Genomic DNA, 18,275 nt, shown 5'->3' on the forward strand with positions numbered 1-18,275 from the left:
CGCTTGCCCACTACTCCCCATTCTCTACGCCCTGTTTTTACGCCGTCAGTTGTAGCAGCGCATCAAACGCGTCGTCGAACAGCTTGAGGCCGTCGGCCTGCAGCTTTTCGCCGGCCGCATCGATATCGACACCGGCCGCCTGCACGTCGCGCAAGACCTTGAAGGCCTCATCCATGCCTGTAGCCAGCGTGGCGGCAGCGACGCCGTGGTCGCGGAAGGCGGCCAGGGTGGCGTCCGGCGTGGTGTTGATGGTTTCGTCACCGATCAGGCTCTCGACATAGATCACGTCGGAGTAGGCCTTGTTCTTGGTGCCGGTCGATGCCCACAGCAGATATTGCGGACGGGCGCCGGCGGCTTTGAGCGCGGCGAATTCCTCGCCATGGAAGCGTTCGTGGTAGCGGGCGTAAGCCGCCTTGGACAACGACACCGCCGCCTTGCCTTGCAGCTCGGCCGGCAACTGCGTATCCAGCAGCGAGTCGACGCGCGACAGGAAGAAGCTGGCCACTGCCTTGATATGCGCCAGCGGCTTGCCGTCGGCGTGGCGTGCGCTCAGGCCGGCAATATAGGCGTCCCACACTGCGCCTACCTGCGGCAGGGAGAACAGCAGGGTGATATTGACGTTGATGCCTTCGCGCGTCAGCACTTCAAAAGCGCGGATGCCTTCGGGCGTAGCCGGGATCTTGATCATGGCGTTGGCGCGATCAACTTCAGCCCACAGGCGGCGCGCGGCAGCGAGGGTGCCGGCTTCGTCGCAGGCCAGCTGTGGCGACACTTCCAGGCTGACATAGCCGTCGGCACCGTCGGTTTTGGCGTAAAGCGGTGCGAGCAGGTCGCAGGCGGCCTGAATGTCGGGTACGACCAGCGCTTCGTAACGCGCTTCGGCGCTCAGGCCGGCATCGGCCTTGAGGCGCGCCAGATCATCCTGGTAGCGCGCATCGGAGGCGATGGCCTTATAGAAAATGGCCGGGTTGGAGGTCACGCCGGCAATGCCGTCGTCGGCGAGCAGACGGGCCAGCTCGCCGGAGGCGATCAGTTCACGGGACAGATTGTCCAGCCAGATGCGCTGGCCGAACGGGATAATGGCGCGTACACGGTTCATGCTTGGGATCTTTTCGTCGGTTATGTCGGGCTATGCTAGCCGCGCCCCGCATGAGTGCCAAGCCTTGTCCATCATGGTTGTGGCGTAAATCCCCATTGGCATTGCCGTTCGGCATTTAAAATGCCAAAAGTCAGTCCTGATGCGCTGAATCGGCAGCCGTGGCGATATGTTCGCGCCCGAAGTTCACGCTGAAGGTGCTGCCCTGTTCGGGCAGACTATGCACTTCAAGGCGGGCGCGGTGGCGGGCGACGACATGCTTGACGATGGCAAGTCCAAGGCCGGTGCCGCCGCTGGAGCGCGAACGACCCCGGTCGACGCGGTAAAAGCGTTCGGTCAGGCGCGGGATATGTTCGCGCGGAATGCCGATGCCGGTATCGGTGACGCTGAAGTGTGCACCATTTGCGTCCACCTGCCAGGCCAGCGTGATGCTGCCCCCTTCGGGGGTGTAGCGCACTGCATTGGACACCAGATTGCCGAAGGCTGAGTGCAGTTCCTGGCTATTGCCCCATAGCCAGTCGGGGCTGCGCTGAGCCAGCGTAATGTGGTGACGGCCGTGGGACAGGCCTTCAGCCTCAATCAGCAAGGTGTCCAGCAGCGCATCCATATCGACCTTGTCGAACTCGACTGTTTTAGGTTCATTTTCCAGTTTGGACAGAACCAGCAGGTCTTCTACCAGCCGCTGCATGCGGCGTGACTGCTCCATCATCATCGGCAGGAAGTGCTTGAGGGTGGCGTGGTTGACTTCGTCCATATCCGACAGCGTTTCGATAAAGCCGCCGACCACGGTGAGCGGTGTTCTGAGTTCGTGCGACACATTGGCGACAAAGTCGCGATGTACGGTCTGCACCCGCTCAAGCGAGGTGATATCGCGCGACAGCAGCATCTTGTGGGTGAGATCGAACGGCACCAGCTGGATGGACAGCACGCGTTCGCGCGCATGGCCGGTCACCATGGTCAGCGGCTGGCTGAAGCTGCCGGCCGCCATATAGCTGTGAAAAGCAGGGTGGCGGATCAGGTTGAGCAGTTGGCTGCCGACATCCCGTTCGCGCTCCAGCGCAAAATGCTCGACCGCCATCGGGTTCATCCAGTCGATGCGGTCGTGACCGTTCAGGACGATCACCCCGTCCGGCATGGCTTCGCCGGCATTGGTAAAGCGCTCCAGCGTGGAGGCCAGGCGTTTGCGGCTTTCATCCTGTTTGCGCGACTGGCGGTAAAGCGCCATGAAGATGCCGGACCATGAGCCATAGCCTTCCGGAATGTGGCGGCTGCTGGGATGGTGCAGCCAGGCGGTGAGCCTTGCCACATGCCACAGATGGAAAAATAGCCAGCCGCAAAGCAGAACCAGCGCGCAGATCAGGGCGGGGGTCAGTCCCAGCACCAGTGCAAAAACCAGGGACAGGATGGCGATCAGTGCCGCGTAAAGCAGCGAGCGTTGCAGGAATTCGTGCAAAACAGTCTCACATCTGGGTAGAGAAACGGTAGCCGGTACCGCGCACGGTCTGGATCAGCGCATCGTGGCCGGTCGCTTCCAGTGCGCTTCTGAGGCGGCGGATGTGAACATCGACGGTGCGCTCTTCGACAAACACATGGTCGCCCCAGACCTGATCCAGCAACTGGGTACGCGAATGCACGCGCTCGGCATGGGTCATGAAGAAGTGCAGCAGGCGGAATTCGGTCGGCCCCAGGTCCTGCGGCTTGCCGGCAATGGTAATGCGGTGGGTGACCGGGTCCAGACGCAGGCCGTTGACCTCGATGGCGTCATCGGTCATCTGCGGGGCACGCCGGCGCAGCAGTGCCTTGATGCGGGCCAGCAGTTCGCGCGGCGAGAACGGCTTGGTGATGTAGTCGTCGGCACCGGTTTCCAGCCCGGCGACCTTGTCCTGCTCGTCCGAGCGTGCGGTCAGCATGATGATGGGAATGGTGCGGGTGCGCTCCTCGGCACGTAAGCGCCGGGCGATATCGACGCCGGAAGCGCCGGGCAGCATCCAGTCCAGCAGCACCAGATCGGGCAGTGCTTGCCGGATCATGGCATGTGCGGCTTCGGCGCTATCGGCGCGCAATACATGATGGCCGGCCTGGGTCAGGTTGAAGGCGATCAGTTCCTGAATGGCGGGCTCGTCTTCGACGAGCAGGATAGTAGCTGGCATAAATAGGCGTCCCAGATCTCTGTTCGGTACAAGGATAGGGATAAAGCATGACATCAATATGACAGTTTGACGGAAAAGCGGGGAATGGGGAATAGCAAGCATGTACTCGCGGAGGATGGTTTTGGTGTTTTGGGAACGGGGAGCCGGGAATCGGGACTCGTGGTGTTGACGCGAGCGTGCTTGGCCGAAACACTGAAACCCGAGTCCCGAGTCCCGAGTCCCGAGTCCCGAGTCCCGAGTCCCGAGTCCCGAGTCCCGAGTCCCGAGTCCCGAGTCCCGAGTCCCGAGTCCCGAGTCCCGAGTCCCGAGTCCCGAGTCCCGAGTCCCGAGTCCCGAGTCCCGAGTCCCGAGTCCCGAGTCCCGAGTCCCGAGTCCCGAGTCCCGAGTCCCGAGTCCCGAGTCCCGAGTCCCGAGTCCCGAGTCCCGAGTCCCGAGTCCCGAGTCCCGAGTCCCGAGTCCCGAGTCCCGAGTCCCGAGTCCCGAGTCCCGAGTCCCGAGTCCCGAGTCCCGAGTCCCGAGTCCCGAGTCCCGAGTCCCGAGTCCCGAGTCCCGAGTCCCGAGTCCCGAGTCCCGAGTCCCGAGTCCCGAGTCCCGAGTCCCGAGTCCCGAGTCCCGAGTCCCGAGTCCCGAGTCCCGAGTCCCGAGTCCCGAGTCCCGAGTCCCGAGTCCCGAGTCCCGAGTCCCGAGTCCCGAGTCCCGAGTCCCGAGTCCCGAGTCCCGAGTCCCGAGTCCCGAGTCCCGAGTCCCGAGTCCCGAGTCCCGAGTCCCGAGTCCCGAGTCCCGAGTCCCGAGTCCCGAGTCCCGAGTCCCGAGTCCCGAGTCCCGAGTCCCGAGTCCCGAGTCCCGAGTCCCGAGTCCCGAGTCCCGAGTCCCGAGTCCCGAGTCCCGAGTCCCGAGTCCCGAGTCCCGAGTCCCGAGTCCCGAGTCCCGAGTCCCGAGTCCCGAGTCCCGAGTCCCGAGTCCCGAGTCCCGAGTCCCGAGTCCCGAGTCCCGAGTCCCGAGTCCGTGCTTGATCATCACATGCCGCACCACGCTGTAGTCTTCCAGCGCATAGACCGACATGTCCTTGCCGTAACCCGACTGTTTCAGTCCGCCATGCGGCATTTCGCTTGCCAGCATAAAGTGGGTGTTGACCCAGGTGCAGCCGTATTGCAACCGGGCACTGGCATCCATGGCGCGGCCGATGTCGCGCGTCCATACACTGGAAGCCAGGCCGTAGTCGGAGTCGTTGGCCCAGGCGATCACGTCGTCGTTGTCATCGAACGGTGTCATGCTGATCACCGGCCCGAACACTTCGCGCCGTACGATTTCATCGTGCGGGTGCGCGCCGGCCAGCACCGTGGGCTGGAAGAAGTTGCCCGGCCCGCTGATGCGGTTGCCACCGGTCAGGCATTCGATATGGCGGTTGGCGCGGGCCCGCTCGACATAGCCTTCGATACGCACCAGATGCCCGGCGCTAATTACCGGCCCCATTTCCACCCCTTCTTCGCGCGGGGTGCCGACCTTGATGCCGGCTACTGCATCGGCCAGATCGGCGCCAAAGTTTTCATATACCTTTTTATGTACATACAGCCGGCAGGCGGCGGTGCAGTCCTGCCCCGCGTTATAGAAGCCGAAGGCACGCACCGCGTTGATGGCGGCATCCAGATCGGCATCGGCATGGATGATGACCGGCGCCTTGCCGCCCAGCTCGAGGTGGGTGCGCTTGATGCCGTGCTGGGCGGCCGCCAGCACATGGTGGCCGGTGGCGATGCTGCCGGTGACCGAGACCATGCGTACGCGCGCATCGCTAATCAGCGGGCTGCCGACTTCGGCACCACGGCCGAATACCACATTGACCACGCCGGGCGGGAAAACATCGGCGAGAAAGTCGCATAGCCTGAGCGTGGTCAACGGTGTCAGCTCGGAAGGCTTAAGCACCACGGTGTTGCCGGCAGCCAGCGCCGGCGCCAGCTTCCACGCCGCCATCATCAGCGGATAGTTCCATGGCGCGATCGAGGCCACCACGCCGATGGCGTCGCGGCGGATATAGCTGGTGTGGCCGGGAAGATACTCGCCGGCTGCCGTGGCGTTCAGGTTGCGGCAGGCACCGGCAAAATAGCGGAATACATCGACAATGGCCGGAATCTCGTCGGCCAGCACCGTGGCGTAGGGCTTGCCGCAGTTGGCCGACTCCAGCATGGCCAGCTCCTCGCCGTGGGCGAGCAGCTTGTCGGCCAATGCCAGCAGGCGTTCGCTGCGCTCTTTCGGCGGCGTGGCGCGCCAGGCATGGAAGGCATTTTCGGCAGCTGCCACTGCGGCCTCGACCTGTTCGCTACTGGCTTCGGCGATATGGGTCAGCACTTCACCGCTTGCCGGCGAGCACACCGCCAGTGATTCCCCTTGTCCGGCAACGCGTTCGCCGGCTATCAGCATTCTGGTCTGCATGGTTTCTCCTGTTATTTCCCGCCGCCGGCGGTGTCGGTTGTGTCTCGGGTCAGATACCACGCCCCCAGTATCGGCAAGGTGGTAATCAGCATCACGGTCATGGCCACCACATTGGTGATCGGCACATCACGCGGCCGCCCCAGCTGGTTCAACAGCCAGATAGGCAGCGTCACTTCCGCTCCTGCGGTAAAGGTGGTGACGATGATTTCGTCGAAGGACAGGGCAAAGGCCAGCATGCCGCCGGCCAGCAAGGAGGTGGCCAGACCCGGCATCACGATGTGGCGAAAGGTCTGCCAGCTGTCTGCTCCCAGATCCATCGAGGCTTCGATGTGCGACATCGGCATGCGCCGCAAGCGCGCCACCACATTGTTGTAGACCACCACCACGCAGAAGGTGGCATGCCCCACGATAATGGTCAGTAGGCCGGGGTTGATATCGGCCACTTTAAATGCCGTCAACAGCGAGATGCCGGTGATGATGCCGGGCAGGGCGATGGGCAGCACCAAGAGCAAGGTGATGGCGTTTTTACCGAAGAAGGGGCGCCGTGACAGTGCCATTGCCGCCAGCGTGCCCAGTGCCAGGGCCAGCACGGTCGCGGCGGTGGCGACTTTAAGCGACAGCACGATGGCGGCGAAAATATCCGGCCGCGCCCAGGCGTCGCTAAACCAGTGCAGGGTAAAGCCCTGCAGCGGGAAGGAGAATGCGCTCTCTTCGGTATTGAAGGCGTAGGCAAAAATTACCAGCAGCGGAAAATGCAGGAAGGCGAGGCCGCCATAGGCCGCCAGGCGCAAGGCCCAGGGTGTGCGCTCAGAGTGCATCGAAAGCCCCCAGTCGTTTCGAGATCGCCAGATAAATGCTGATCAGCACAATGGGCACGACGGTGAAGGCCGCCGCCATCGGCATATTGCCGATCGAGCCTTGCATGGTGTAGACCATATTGCCGATATACAGGCCGGACGGGCCGATCAGCTGCGGAATGATGAAGTCGCCCAGCGTCAGCGAGAAAGTGAAGATGGAACCGGCGACCACGCCCGGTATCGCCATGGGCAGGATAACGTAGCCAAAGGTCTGCCACGGACGCGCGCCCAGATCGCTGGAGGCGGCGATCAGGTTTTCCGGCACCCGCTCCAGTGCCGCCTGTATCGGCAAAATCATGAACGGCAGCCAGATATAGACGAAGACCCAGAAACGGCCGAAGTTGGAGGTGGCCAGTGTGGTGCCGCCCACGTGCGGCAGCGCGAGCATCCACTCGTAAGCCGGGGTAATGCCCAGCTTTTCGATCAGCCACCAGCTGATGCCGCCCTTGGCCAGCAGCACGGTCCAGGCATAGACCTTGACGATATAGCTGGCCCACATCGGCAGCATCACCGCCACATAGAAAAAGGCCTTCTCGGCTCCGCGTGCATGGCGCGCCATATAGTAGGCCAGCGGAAAAGCCAGTAGCGCGCTCATCAATGACACCGCCAGTGCCATAAACAGCGTGCGCAGGATGATGTCGAGGTTGGTGCTGTCGAATAGCGCCTGATAGTTGGCCAGCGTCCAGACTGGCGTCACCTGCATGGTGAAGTCGTCGAAGGTGTAGCCGCTTTGCAGCACCAGCGCGAGCAAAGAGCCCAGATAAACCACGCCGAACCACAAGAGCGGCGGGGTCAGCAGCAATAGCAGGGTCAGCACCGGCTTGCGGTAGAGCAAGGCCGAGATCCGCCGTCCCAGTCCGTTTTTTGCCGTTGTGCCGTTTCGGGAGATGGCCATGCTGCTCATGCCGCCTCCGTGATCCAGTGCATGGCATCGATGCGCCATGCCAGCTCGACTTCGCTGCCGATAAGGGGCAGCGCGCCGCCAAAGCTGGGGGTCAGCGCGGTCAGTACCGCCTTGCCGGCCAGCTCGACCTCGATGCGGTTGACCGCGCCGAGGAAGGCGATGTCGCGTACCACGCCTTTGGCGCGTACGGCATGCGCTGTCACGATGCCTGCGCAACCTAGCTGGATGCGCTCGGGGCGGATGGCGAATATACGGCGCTGGCCGGTGAGGCTTTGCGCCAAAGGCGCATCGACCACATTGCTGGTGCCGACAAAATCGGCGACGAAGCGGCTGGCCGGCTTGTCGTACAGATCCTGCGGCGTGGCGATCTGCTCGATGCGGCCCTTGGCGAAAACGGCCACGCGATCCGACATCGACAGCGCTTCGGACTGGTCGTGGGTGACAAAGACAAAGGTGATACCCAGCTTGCGCTGCAGGTTCTTGAGTTCGCTTTGCATCTGCTCGCGCAGCTTAAGGTCGAGCGCGCCCAGGGGTTCGTCCAGCAGCAGGACGCGCGGGCGGCCGACCAGCGCGCGCGCCAGTGCCACACGCTGGCGCTGTCCGCCGGACAACTCGCCCGGCTTGCGGCTGCCATAGTCGGCCAGTGCGACCATGGATAGCGCCTCTTCGGCCCGCGCCAGGCGTTCCTTCTTGCCGACGCCCTTGACCATCAGGCCATAGGCGACGTTATTCAGTACATCCATGGTGGGAAAGAGCGCGTAATCCTGAAATACGGTATTCACATCGCGCTCGAAAGGCGCCAGCGCACTGGCGTCCTGGCCGGCGATCAGGATACGCCCCGAGCTTGGCAATTCGAAGCCGGCAATCAGGCGCAAGCAGGTGGTCTTGCCCGAGCCGGAAGGGCCGAGCATGGAGAAAAACTCGCCTTCGTTGATGGTGAGCGAGACATTGTCGACGGCGCGCATCTGGCCGAACAGGCGGCTGACGTGGTCGAAGGTGACGGCGTGGGGCATGATAGGCAGCCTCATAAGTGCGCTTTGTGTGTATATCAACCCAGATGCAAAGCAGCGGGTGTTATATGTTGTGCCGCTGTTGCCGCCAGTCACCTGCCCCGTAGGCGCGAGCCGGGCAAAAGTTTGGCCCCAAGGTTTTAAGCCGCCTCCTGTTTGAGCGATTTGCGGTAGCAAATCGCGAGTTTGGCGGCGCCTTGGGGGCGAATTTTTGCCCGGGGTTTCGAGTGGCTTCGGGTCGCCTTTTCCTTGGTTTCTTCCTTTTGGCGAGACAAAAGGAAGAAACCCGTCCGCCGCGCGGAAGCGGCAGGTAAGAGGCATCCGCGCAGCGGATACGTACTTATTTGCCGCCCATCACGCCGATGTAGTCGCGGGTCCAGGTGCTGTACGGTACGCAACTGCCTTGCGACGCGCATTTGGCTTGCGGCGTTTTCCAGAAGTGCACCTTGTCGAAGCGCTCGAAGCCGTTGGTCTTGCAGACATCGCTGCCGCCCGGTGTTTTTTCCTTGCAGGCAGCCGGGGTGACCGGGTTGGAGCCGAACCATTCGGCCAGTGCCGACTGCAGCTTGGGATTCAGCGAGTATTCCATCCACTGGTAGGCGCAGGACGGGTGTTTGGCATCGGCGTGCAGCATGGTGGTATCGGCCCAGCCGGTGACGCCTTCTTTGGGAATGGTCGATGCAATCGGCTGCTTCTCGGCCTTGAGCGCATTGACCTGATAGCCCCACGAGCCCGAAGCGGCCACGCCTTCGTTTTTGAAATCGCTCATCTGCACGGTCGCATCATGCCAGTAGCGGTGCTTGAGCGTGTTTTGCTGTTTGAGCAGTTTGATCACTTCGGCGTACTGCTTGTCGTTCAGCTCGTACGGGTCTTTGATGCCGAGGTCCGGGCGTTTGCTTTTCAAATAGAGCGCAGCGTCGGCGATATAGATCGGGCCGTCGTAGGCCTGGATGCGACCCTTGTTGGGCTTGCCGTCGGGCAGGTTTTGCGGCTCGAATACCACGGCCCATGAGGCCGGCGGGGTCTTGAAGATCTTGGTGTTGTACATCAGTACATTCGGGCCCCACTGGTAGGGCACGCCATAACTCTGCCCGGCCACCGTGTACCACGGCGCACCCTGCAGGCGCTTGTCGATCTGCTTGTAGCTTGGAATCAGCGCAAGATTGATCGGCTGCACCTTCTTGCCGTACACCAGACGCAGGCTGGCGTCGCCGGAGGCGGTGACCAGATCGTAGCCGCCTTTATTCATCAGGCTGACCATCTCGTCCGAGGTGGCGGCCGTCTTGACGTTGACCTTGCAGCCGGTGGCCTTTTCAAACGGCGTCACCCAGTCATAACTCTTGTCCGACTCGCCGCGCTCCAGGTAGCCGGGCCAGGCGATGATGTCGAGCCGGCCTTCGCCTTTTCCTATCTGGCTAAGGGGGGCGGCGATGGCGGTGAGGGTGGTGGCGGCCAGTGTCAGGCCGATCAGCTGCGGGATCGCTCTCATGAATTTCTTCTCCGATTTTTTTAAGGCAAAGGCAAGCATGCCTGCGCATCTTTGTGCACATGTCATGTGTTTAATTTATCGGGCATAACAGGCGAAAAAGAAAGTTTCTTGTGGATTTTTTGTGCAGGAAAGAGGCCGGCGCAGCCGGAATGTCGGATTTTTGCCGCAAAAAAGCACGCCACACCCTGCGGGAGGATGTGGCGTGCCTGATAGGAGAGGCGGCTGTTTAAAAAATTGACCGCAATTAAAGCTCGACCTGGGCGCCCAGTTCCACCACCCGGTTGGTCGGGATCTGGAAGAAGTCGGTCGCCTTGAGGGCATTGCGGCTCATGCCGACAAACAGCTTCTCGCGCCAGCGCGCCATGCCTGGCCTGTCGGTCGAGATCAGCGTTTCGCGTGACAGGAAGAAGGAGGTATCCATCACCTCGAAAGCCAGGCCCTGCGCCTCGCACTGCGCGAGGATGGCATTGACGTCGGGGGTCTCCTTGTAGCCGTAGTCGGCCAGCACCTGCCAGAACGAATCCGACAGCCGGGTGATGGTCAGGCGTTCTTCCGGCTCGACATAGGGCTCGTCCTTGGTGCGTATCGTCAGCAGCACCACGCGCTCGTGCAGCACCTTGTTGTGCTTGAGATTGTGCAGCATGGCATGCGGTACGCCGTGGCTGGAGCTGGTCATGAATACGGCGGTGCCGGCCACGCGTGTCGGCGGGTAGGCTTCCATATTCTCGATAAAGCCGTCCAGCGGAATCGCCTGCTCGTCCAGTCTTTCCGCCAGCAGGCTGCGGCCGCGCTTCCAGGTGGTCATCAGGATGAACATCACCGCGCCTATCACCAGCGGCAGCCAGCCGCCGGCGGTAATCTTGTGGATATTGGCCGAAAACAGAGGCACATCGATAAACAGGAAGAGCGCGGTGGCCGGTGCCACCGCCCACAGTGGCCAGCGCCAGTTGCGGCGTGCCACCGTGGCGGCGAGCAAGGTGGTGATCACCATGGTGCCGGTCACCGCGATGCCGTAGGCGGCGGCCAGGTTGCTGGAGCTGCCGAAGGCCACCACCACGATGATCACGGCCGCCAGCAGCGCCCAGTTGATCATCGGGATATAGATCTGGCCGATTTCCTTTTCCGAGGTATGCAGGATGGACAGCCGCGGGATATAGCCCAGCTGTACCGCCTGACGGGTCAGCGAGAACACGCCGGAAATCACCGCTTGCGAGGCGATGACGGTGGCGAAGGTGGCCAGACCGACCAGCGGATACAGCGCCCAGTCCGGTGCCAGATTGAAGAAGGGGTTTTTGACTGCGGCCGGCTCGGCCAGAATCAGTGCGCCCTGACCGAAATAGTTGAGTACCAGCGCCGGCAGCACCAGCGCAAACCAGGCGCGGCGGATCGGGCTTTTGCCGAAGTGGCCCATGTCGGCATACAGCGCCTCGGTGCCGGTAATGGCCAGCACCACCGAACCCAGCGTCAGAAAGGCGATCATGCCGTTATCCAGCATAAAGCGCACGCCCCAGACCGGGTTGAGTGCGCCCAGCACCTCGGGGTTATCCATGATGCCGCCCACGCCCAGCGTGGCCAGCGTCAGGAACCAGATGCCCATGACCGGCCCGAACAGCGTGCCGACGCGGGCGGTGCCGTGTTTCTGGATCAGGAATAAGCCGCTTAATACCGAAAGTGAAATAGGCAGGATATAGGGGGTAAAGGTCGGGGTAATCACCTCCAGACCCTCGACCGCAGAGAGCACCGACATGGCCGGGGTAATGATGACTTCACCGTAGAAGAAGCCCGCCCCCATGATGCCCAGTATCATTAACAGCCAGCCCGGCGTGCCGCGCACCTTGCGTTTGGACAGCGCCATCAGCGTCAGAATGCCGCCTTCACCGCGGTTGTCAGCCCGAAGCACGAAGGCAAGGTATTTGATGGACACCACCAGGATCAGCTCCCAGAACACCAGGGACAGCACGCCCAGCACATTGTCGTGGGTGGGCAGCAGGCCGTAGTGGCCGGAAAAGCATTCTTTCAGGGTGTAGAGCGGGCTGGTGCCGATGTCGCCATAGACGACGCCCAGCGCGGCCAGCGTGATGCCGGCCATGGCTTTATTGTTGTGAACCTGCATAGGGACCAGACTTGACCGTGATTGGGAAGGTTGCAATGCAGCAACCCATAATGAATAGCGCGCAGCTTACTCTCAAGCATTCGGTGCGCCAAGTATCGCCTGCAGCGTAGCAGAAAATTTTTCCCGGGCTATGGCCGGGGCCTTGCAGCCCTCCCGCAGCGGGGAGGGCCTGCCTGATCAGAACAGCTTATCGTAAGCCTGCAGCAGGCGCTGATGCAGCTCCAGCCCTTCGAGTGCCAGGCCCGGCGAGGACAGGCCGAAGAAGCGTTCGCGTTGTGCCAGCAGGTCTTCGGCCAGCGACAGTGTGTCTGCGCCATACAACAGCGCCAGAGAAGGGCGGAAGTCGCCTTCGCCGTCCAGGTCGAGCAGGGTCTCGATGCAGCGGTAGACGTGGTAGCGCGAATCGGCAATCTGGCGGAAGTGGTGTATCCATTCCAGCCCTTCACGGATGGCTGCCTTGTCGCCGCAAGCCAGCGCCAGCAGGGTTTTCAGCTCGCCCATGCGCAGGTTTTTCCAGGCCGAGCCTTCCGGCACGGCCAGACCCAGAATCTCCCACAGCGAGCGGTGGTCGGCCAGACCCAGCACTTGCAGTTCGCGCAGCAGTCCGGCACAGGCCGCCTCGTCCAGCGCATGCAGATTCAGGATGGCGGGGCGGACGCTATTGCCCACGCTATTGTTTTCCCACTCCAGATCGTCGACCTGATAGATCTCGGACATGCCCGGCACCAGAATGCGGCAGGCGTAGACACCCAGTTCGGTGAAGTCGGAGACATAAATCTCGAATTCGTCCTCGTGAATGATGGCGCACAGACGCTCGTAATCCTGCTGCGTGCTGCCCTTGAAGTCCCAGTCTTCGAAAGCAAAGTCAGGTTTGGCCGCGAGGAAGGGCCAGCCTATGATGCCGGCCGAGTCGACAAAGTGGGTTTCCAGATTGGACGGGCTGGCGACTTCATCCATATCCATGCCCGCTTCCGGGAAGCCGGCCAGTGCATCCAGCGCGCGGCCCTGCAGCAGCTCGGTCAGCGCACGCTCCAATGCCACTTCGAAGCTTGGGTGGGCACCGAAACTGGCGAAGACACCCTGGTCGTGCGGATGCAGCATGGTGACGTTCATCACCGGATAGCGCCCGCCAAGCGAAGCATCTTTTACCAGAATGCCGAAGCCGGCGTCGCGCAGGCCCTGAATGCCGGCGGCGATGCGCGGATAGCGGGCAATCACGTCTTCCGGCACATCCGGCAGGCAGATGCCTTCGGCGATGATGCGGAACTTGATATGGCGCTCAAGGATTTCCGACAGCGCCTGGGTGCGCGCTTCCGGCTGGGTGTTGCCGGCAGACATGCCGTTGCTGACATACAGGTTGCCGATGATATTGACCGGTATCCAGCTTTGCGCGCCGTCCGACACGCGGGTGTAAGGCAGGGCGCAGATGCCGCGCCCGCCATTGCCGGAATTGAGGTCGACCAGCGTGGCCGCCTCGATGGCGTCGTCCGGGTTGTAGAAGGCCAGCAGGTCTTCGTTCAGCAGGCCCTCGGGCCAGCTATCATCTTGGGGCAATGCGAACCAGCGCTCTTGCGGGTAATGGACGAAGGGGCGATTGGCGCGTTCTTCACCCAGATAGAAATGGGTCCAGAAGTAATGGCAGGACAGGCGCTCGAACATCTCGCCCAGGGCGCTGGCGCGTGCTGCCAGCTCGCTTGCGCCCTTGCCGTTGGTAAACAGTAAGGGGCAGTCGCGGTCGCGGATATGCACCGACCAGCAGTTGTCGACCGGATTGAGCCAGGACACTTCTTCGATATTGAAGCCGCGCGCGGCCAGTTTGCCCTGCATGGTGGCAATGGAGTCTTCGAGGGCGGCGTCTTTGCCGGGAATGAAATGTTGCATATTGGAGAAACTTCCTGCTGGGGTAATCAATATTGGCGCGCAGCTTAGCATGTGCTCCCGCTTGCCGTGGGGATAGCTGCCATTTGCCCGCCACTGTTTGGACGTGCGCTGCACGCCCGGCTTCCACCCTTGCCCCCGCCGGCGCTACAATCGCGCTATCTAACGCAATTTCAAGGATGTTCCCCCATGCGCGCTTCGCAGTTCTTCATCTCTACCCTGAAAGAGGCTCCGGCCGATGCCGATATCGTCAGCCAGAAGCTGATGCTGCGTGCCGGTATGATCCGCAAGGTAGGTGCCGGCATCTATAGCTGGATGCCCATGGGTCTGCGTGCCTTGCGCAAGGTCGAAGCCATCGTGCGTGAAGAAATGAACCGTGCCGGCGCCATCGAAATTTCGATGCCGGTGGTGCAGCCGGCCGCTCTGTGGCAGGAAACCGGGCGCTGGGACAAGATGGGCGAGGAGCTGCTGCGTTTCAAGGACCGCCACGACCGCGACTTCGTGATCCAGCCGACCTCGGAAGAAGTGGTGACCGACATCGTGCGCGGCGAACTGAAAAGCTACCGTCAGCTCCCGAAGAATTTCTACCAGATCCAGACCAAGTTCCGCGACGAGCGCCGCCCGCGTTTCGGCGTGATGCGTGGCCGCGAATTCACCATGAAGGACGCCTACTCCTTCGACCGCAGTGCCGAGGATGCGCTGAAGAGCTACGACAATATGTTCGCCGCCTACCAGCGCGTGTTTGACCGAATGGGCCTGACTTACCGCGCCGTGGCGGCCGACACCGGCGCCATCGGCGGTGACCGCTCGCATGAGTTCCAGGTGATCGCCGACACCGGCGAAGACGCTATTGTCTACTGCCCCGATTCCGATTACGCCGCCAATATCGAACTGGCCGAAGCGCTCGCCCCGGAAAGCGCACGCCAGGCGCCAGGCGCCGAGATGCAGAAGGTCTCCACACCGGGCGTGAAAACCATAGACGAGCTGGTGGCTTTCCTGTCTTGCGACATCAAAGAGACGGTAAAAGCGGTGGTGGTCGAAGGCGATGCTGAAGACAAGCTGCCGGTGCTGCTCTTGGTGCGCGGCGACCATGAACTGAATGAAATCAAGGGCGAGAAGCTTGCCGGTGTTGCCAAGCCGCTGACCTTTGCTGCGCCCGAGTCCATCGTCGCCGCCTTCGGTGCCCAGCCGGGCTCGCTGGGGCCGGTCGGTTTCAAGGGCAAGATCTACGCCGACCGCAGCGTGGCGGTGATGGCCGACATGGTGGTGGGCGGTAACGAGGACGACGTGCATCTGACCGGCGTCAACTTCGGCCGCGACCTGCCCGAGCCGGAAGTTGCCGATATCCGCAATGTACTCGAGGGTGATGCCTCGCCGGACGGCAAGGGTGTGCTGGCCATTCAGCGCGGCATTGAAGTGGGCCATGTGTTCTATCTGGGCACCAAGTACTCGAAGGAAATGGGCGCGACCTTCCTCGATATGGACGGCAAGCCCAAGCACTTCGAAATGGGCTGCTACGGTATCGGCGTATCGCGCATTCTGGGCGCGGCCATCGAGCAGAACCACGACGAGCGCGGCATTATCTGGACCGACGCACTGGCGCCATTCACCGTGGTGATCGTGCCTATGGGCATGAAGCGCAGCGAAGCCGTGGCCGATGCGGCCGAGGCCTTGTATCAGGGCCTGCTGGCCAAGGGCGTGGATGTGCTGCTGGACGACCGTGACGAACGTCCGGGCGTGCTGCTGGCCGACTCCGAACTGATCGGCATCCCGCATCGTGTGGTGATCGGTGACCGTAGCCTGAAAGAAGGCAAGGTCGAGTACCAGCATCGCCGCGATGCCGACAAGACCGAGCTGGCCGCCGCCGATGTGCTCGACTTCATGTTCGGCAAACTCGGCATTTGATGCGCCGCGCCGTCATCAGCCTGTTGCTTGCCACGCTGGTGATGCCGGCGTGGGCGGGTGCGCAGCGTGAGGAAGATCTGTCGCACACCGTCGCTTCGGCCTTGCGCCGCAGCGTCGGTGACGTCAACGCGCCGCGGCTGGTGTTCGACAATCCGCGCGAAGGGCAGGCCTGGTTGGCGGAGATGTCGCGGCGGCTGGAAAAACGTATACCGGATGCGTGGGCGCGCGAGCGTCTGCTGACCGCCATCCACTATGAAGCGACCCGCGCCGGTCTCGATCCGCAGATGGTGCTGGGCCTGATTCAGGTGGAAAGCGGTTTCAAGAAATATGCAGTGTCCAGTGCCGATGCACGCGGGCTGATGCAGGTGATGCCGTTCTGGACGCGCAGCATAGGCACGCCCGAGCACAATCTGTTCGACCTGACCACCAATCTGCGCTACGGCTGTGCCATCTTGCGCCACTACATTGACCGCGAAAAAGGCAATCTGTTTCTGGCCTTGGGGCGCTACAACGGCAGCCGTGGCCGCAGCGAATACCCGAATATGGTGTTGGGCGCCTGGCAGCAGCAGTGGCACTGGACACCGCCCAGAGCATTGCAACAGGCTGCCTTGCACTGACTGCCGTGCTGGATAAAACCCCGCCCCCGGCTGCCGCCGCGGGCGGGGTTTTTGCGTGTTGGGCGCAGGTCACTAACTTGGACGTCATGGGATGGTTTGTGTCATTATTTGCCCATAATACCAAAACAGTTTTATTAGCTCACCCGGGAGTGCCTCGATGTTGAAAAGAATGACCATAGGGCAGCGGGTTGCCCTGCTGGCCAGCAGCCTGTTGCTGTTCGTCTGCATGATAGGGGGAGTCGGTCTGGCCGCACTGCACAAACTCGATGTCAATCTAGAGGATCTGCTGGATAACGACGTCGCATTCAGCCGGCAGATGGACCAGCTGGAGAGCAGCATGTTGCGCGTGCGCCAGGCGGAAAAGGACATCCTGTTGAGTCTGGGCAACCCGCCGGAGCATGAGAAAAACCTCAAATCGACCAAGGCCAAATTCGACAAGAACGTGGCGGCGCTCAGCGCCGAGGTCAAAGAGGCGCGTTCTCTGGTACGTCTGGCGGACAAGCAGGGTGAACTCGCTGCGCTGGAGGGCAATGTCGATGCCTATCGCCAGGGAATGGAGGCGCTGTACCTGAAATTGCAGTCCGGCGAGATTACCCAGGCCAACCACGCCGATGCCGCGATCCAGCCGTTCAAGACCCAACTGTACGCCTTGCGCGATCAGGTGACTGCCTTGCGTGAACTGGCCGATGGCTATATCGATGCGGCGGATGGCAAGCAGGAAGCCATGCTGGGCCAGATCCGCAACGTCATGCTGGGTGCGCTGGCGTTGGCACTGGTCTTGGGCGTGTTGCTGGCGGTGCTGATCGTGCGTTCGATCACCCGTCCGCTGGGCGGACTGCAGGCGAGTATGCGCCAAGCGGCGGCACAGAATGACCTGACCATACGGATCGATACCTCGGGGCAGGATGAAGTCAGCGAGACGGCGCGCGCACTGTCCACCTTGCTGGGTAACCTGTCGGCTTTTGTCGAGCGTACCCGTGGCGATTCGCAGCGTGTCAGTGCGACCTCCCGCTCGATGTCGGACGTTGCATCACGCATTACCGAAGCGTCTAACGAACAGGCAGATGCCTCATCGTCGACGGCTGCCGTGGTCGAACAGATGACGACAGGTATTGCCCGTGTGGCCGAACATGCATCAAAGATGGCAGGCGAAGCGCGCTCCAGCATGGAAATGTCGGTCGAGGGCAGCCGCGTAGCCGGCCAGGCAGCGGCGGAAATGGCGGAAATCGCCAAGGTGATCCGTCTTTCCGAAGCCAGTATTGCCACGCTAAGCCAGCGCTCCAGCGAGATCGGCAGCATTGTCGGCGTGATCCGCGAGATCGCCGAGCAAACCAATCTGTTGGCGCTCAATGCTGCCATCGAGGCGGCGCGTGCCGGCGAGAGCGGGCGTGGTTTTGCCGTAGTCGCGGATGAGGTGCGCAAGCTGGCCGAACGCACCGCGCAGGCGACCAATGAAATCTCGTCCAAGATTTCCCTGGTGCAGGGCGAGACCAAGACCGCTGTCGCCAGCATGCAGCAGGCGGCCGGGCAGGTCAGCAGCGGGGTCGAACTGAGCCGTACCGTGGCCGACACGCTGGAGATGCTACGCGAACTATCAGCCCAGGTACTGGGCAAGACCGACGAGATTGCCTCTGCGATGCTGGAGCAGAGCCATGCCAGCCAGGAGGCGGCGCGCAGTGTGGAGCACATTGCCCAGATGAGCGAGAGCAATAGCCGCTCGGTGGCCGAGTCGGCCACCATGGCCAGCGAGCTGTCCAAACTGTCCAGTGAACTGGACCTGGAAATCGGTCGTTTCCGTACCTGAGCCCTGTTCTTTAAGAGGCCGGCTT

The 18,275-nt window shown here is 62.1% G+C and carries 12 protein-coding genes and 1 pseudogene; 3 read left to right on the forward strand and 10 right to left on the reverse strand.

Features of this window, described 5'->3' with window-relative positions; genetic code table 11:
* Window positions 1-37: 37 nt before the first annotated feature.
* The 10 genes and pseudogenes from tal to ycaO all read right to left on the reverse strand — a co-directional run bounded on the left by tal (window position 38) and on the right by ycaO (window position 13,927).
* Window positions 38-1,099, reverse strand: a complete 1,062-nt coding sequence (gene tal / locus GQF02_RS03545; protein ID WP_160794875.1) for a transaldolase — start codon at window positions 1,097-1,099, stop codon at window positions 38-40.
* Between the two features lie 130 nt (window positions 1,100-1,229).
* Window positions 1,230-2,549, reverse strand: a complete 1,320-nt coding sequence (gene phoR, locus GQF02_RS03550; protein WP_160794877.1) for a phosphate regulon sensor histidine kinase PhoR — start codon at window positions 2,547-2,549, stop codon at window positions 1,230-1,232.
* Between the two features lie 7 nt (window positions 2,550-2,556).
* On the reverse strand, window positions 2,557-3,246 hold the full coding sequence (gene phoB, locus GQF02_RS15795) for a phosphate regulon transcriptional regulator PhoB (protein WP_124735063.1): 690 nt from the start codon (window positions 3,244-3,246) through the stop codon (window positions 2,557-2,559).
* A gap of 1,065 nt (window positions 3,247-4,311) precedes the next feature.
* A pseudogene (locus tag GQF02_RS15800) lies at window positions 4,312-5,673 on the reverse strand (gamma-aminobutyraldehyde dehydrogenase); the annotation flags it as partial.
* 11 nt (window positions 5,674-5,684) lie between these two features.
* Window positions 5,685-6,491: an ABC transporter permease gene (locus tag GQF02_RS03560; RefSeq protein WP_160794881.1), complete on the reverse strand. Its 807-nt coding sequence runs from the start codon at window positions 6,489-6,491 to the stop codon at window positions 5,685-5,687.
* Window positions 6,481-7,434 carry an ABC transporter permease gene (locus GQF02_RS03565; protein WP_160794883.1) on the reverse strand — a complete coding sequence of 318 codons (954 nt, stop codon included), beginning with the start codon at window positions 7,432-7,434 and terminating at the stop codon, window positions 6,481-6,483. Before GQF02_RS03565 ends, GQF02_RS03560 begins: the two co-directional genes overlap by 11 nt.
* Window positions 7,431-8,447 (reverse strand): ABC transporter ATP-binding protein, encoded by a 1,017-nt coding sequence (locus GQF02_RS03570; RefSeq protein WP_160794885.1) that lies wholly within the window; start codon window positions 8,445-8,447, stop codon window positions 7,431-7,433. The genes GQF02_RS03565 and GQF02_RS03570 overlap by 4 nt, the downstream gene beginning before the upstream one ends.
* 337 nt (window positions 8,448-8,784) lie before the next feature.
* Window positions 8,785-9,933 (reverse strand): ABC transporter substrate-binding protein, encoded by a 1,149-nt coding sequence (locus tag GQF02_RS03575; protein WP_160794887.1) that lies wholly within the window; start codon window positions 9,931-9,933, stop codon window positions 8,785-8,787.
* A gap of 244 nt (window positions 9,934-10,177) precedes the next feature.
* A complete protein-coding gene (gene kup / locus GQF02_RS03580; protein WP_160794889.1) occupies window positions 10,178-12,046 on the reverse strand; it encodes a low affinity potassium transporter Kup in 1,869 nt (622 codons plus the stop codon).
* 177 nt (window positions 12,047-12,223) lie between these two features.
* Window positions 12,224-13,927, reverse strand: coding sequence for a 30S ribosomal protein S12 methylthiotransferase accessory factor YcaO (gene ycaO / locus GQF02_RS03585; RefSeq protein ID WP_160794891.1), 1,704 nt, complete (start codon window positions 13,925-13,927; stop codon window positions 12,224-12,226).
* A 186-nt stretch (window positions 13,928-14,113) separates the two neighbouring features.
* Here ycaO and GQF02_RS03590 point away from each other — a divergent pair, with 186 nt between their 5' ends.
* From GQF02_RS03590 to GQF02_RS03600, 3 genes are all read left to right on the forward strand, one after another.
* On the forward strand, window positions 14,114-15,829 hold the full coding sequence (locus GQF02_RS03590) for a proline--tRNA ligase (RefSeq protein WP_160794893.1): 1,716 nt from the start codon (window positions 14,114-14,116) through the stop codon (window positions 15,827-15,829).
* Window positions 15,829-16,446, forward strand: coding sequence for a lytic transglycosylase domain-containing protein (locus tag GQF02_RS03595; RefSeq protein WP_160794895.1), 618 nt, complete (start codon window positions 15,829-15,831; stop codon window positions 16,444-16,446). The genes GQF02_RS03590 and GQF02_RS03595 overlap by 1 nt, the downstream gene beginning before the upstream one ends.
* 157 nt (window positions 16,447-16,603) lie before the next feature.
* Window positions 16,604-18,250 carry a methyl-accepting chemotaxis protein gene (locus GQF02_RS03600; RefSeq protein ID WP_160794897.1) on the forward strand — a complete coding sequence of 549 codons (1,647 nt, stop codon included), beginning with the start codon at window positions 16,604-16,606 and terminating at the stop codon, window positions 18,248-18,250.
* The last annotated feature ends 25 nt before the right edge of the window (window positions 18,251-18,275 follow it).

The organism is Craterilacuibacter sinensis, assembly GCF_009831765.1.
GTDB classification, from domain to species: domain Bacteria; phylum Pseudomonadota; class Gammaproteobacteria; order Burkholderiales; family Chromobacteriaceae; genus Craterilacuibacter; species Craterilacuibacter sinensis.

Bases quoted from the DNA above. Each gene is read 5' to 3' on its own strand.
- tal (WP_160794875.1), bottom strand. From the start codon at position 1,099: ATGAACCGTGTACGCGCCATTATCCCGTTCGGCCAGCGCATCTGGCTG.
- phoB (WP_124735063.1), bottom strand. From the start codon at position 3,246: ATGCCAGCTACTATCCTGCTCGTCGAAGACGAGCCCGCCATTCAGGAA.
- GQF02_RS03560 (WP_160794881.1), bottom strand. From the start codon at position 6,491: ATGCACTCTGAGCGCACACCCTGGGCCTTGCGCCTGGCGGCCTATGGC.
- GQF02_RS03565 (WP_160794883.1), bottom strand. From the start codon at position 7,434: ATGAGCAGCATGGCCATCTCCCGAAACGGCACAACGGCAAAAAACGGA.
- GQF02_RS03570 (WP_160794885.1), bottom strand. From the start codon at position 8,447: ATGCCCCACGCCGTCACCTTCGACCACGTCAGCCGCCTGTTCGGCCAG.
- GQF02_RS03575 (WP_160794887.1), bottom strand. From the start codon at position 9,933: ATGAGAGCGATCCCGCAGCTGATCGGCCTGACACTGGCCGCCACCACC.
- kup (WP_160794889.1), bottom strand. From the start codon at position 12,046: ATGCAGGTTCACAACAATAAAGCCATGGCCGGCATCACGCTGGCCGCG.
- ycaO (WP_160794891.1), bottom strand. From the start codon at position 13,927: ATGCAACATTTCATTCCCGGCAAAGACGCCGCCCTCGAAGACTCCATT.
- GQF02_RS03590 (WP_160794893.1), top strand. From the start codon at position 14,114: ATGCGCGCTTCGCAGTTCTTCATCTCTACCCTGAAAGAGGCTCCGGCC.
- GQF02_RS03595 (WP_160794895.1), top strand. From the start codon at position 15,829: ATGCGCCGCGCCGTCATCAGCCTGTTGCTTGCCACGCTGGTGATGCCG.
- GQF02_RS03600 (WP_160794897.1), top strand. From the start codon at position 16,604: ATGTTGAAAAGAATGACCATAGGGCAGCGGGTTGCCCTGCTGGCCAGC.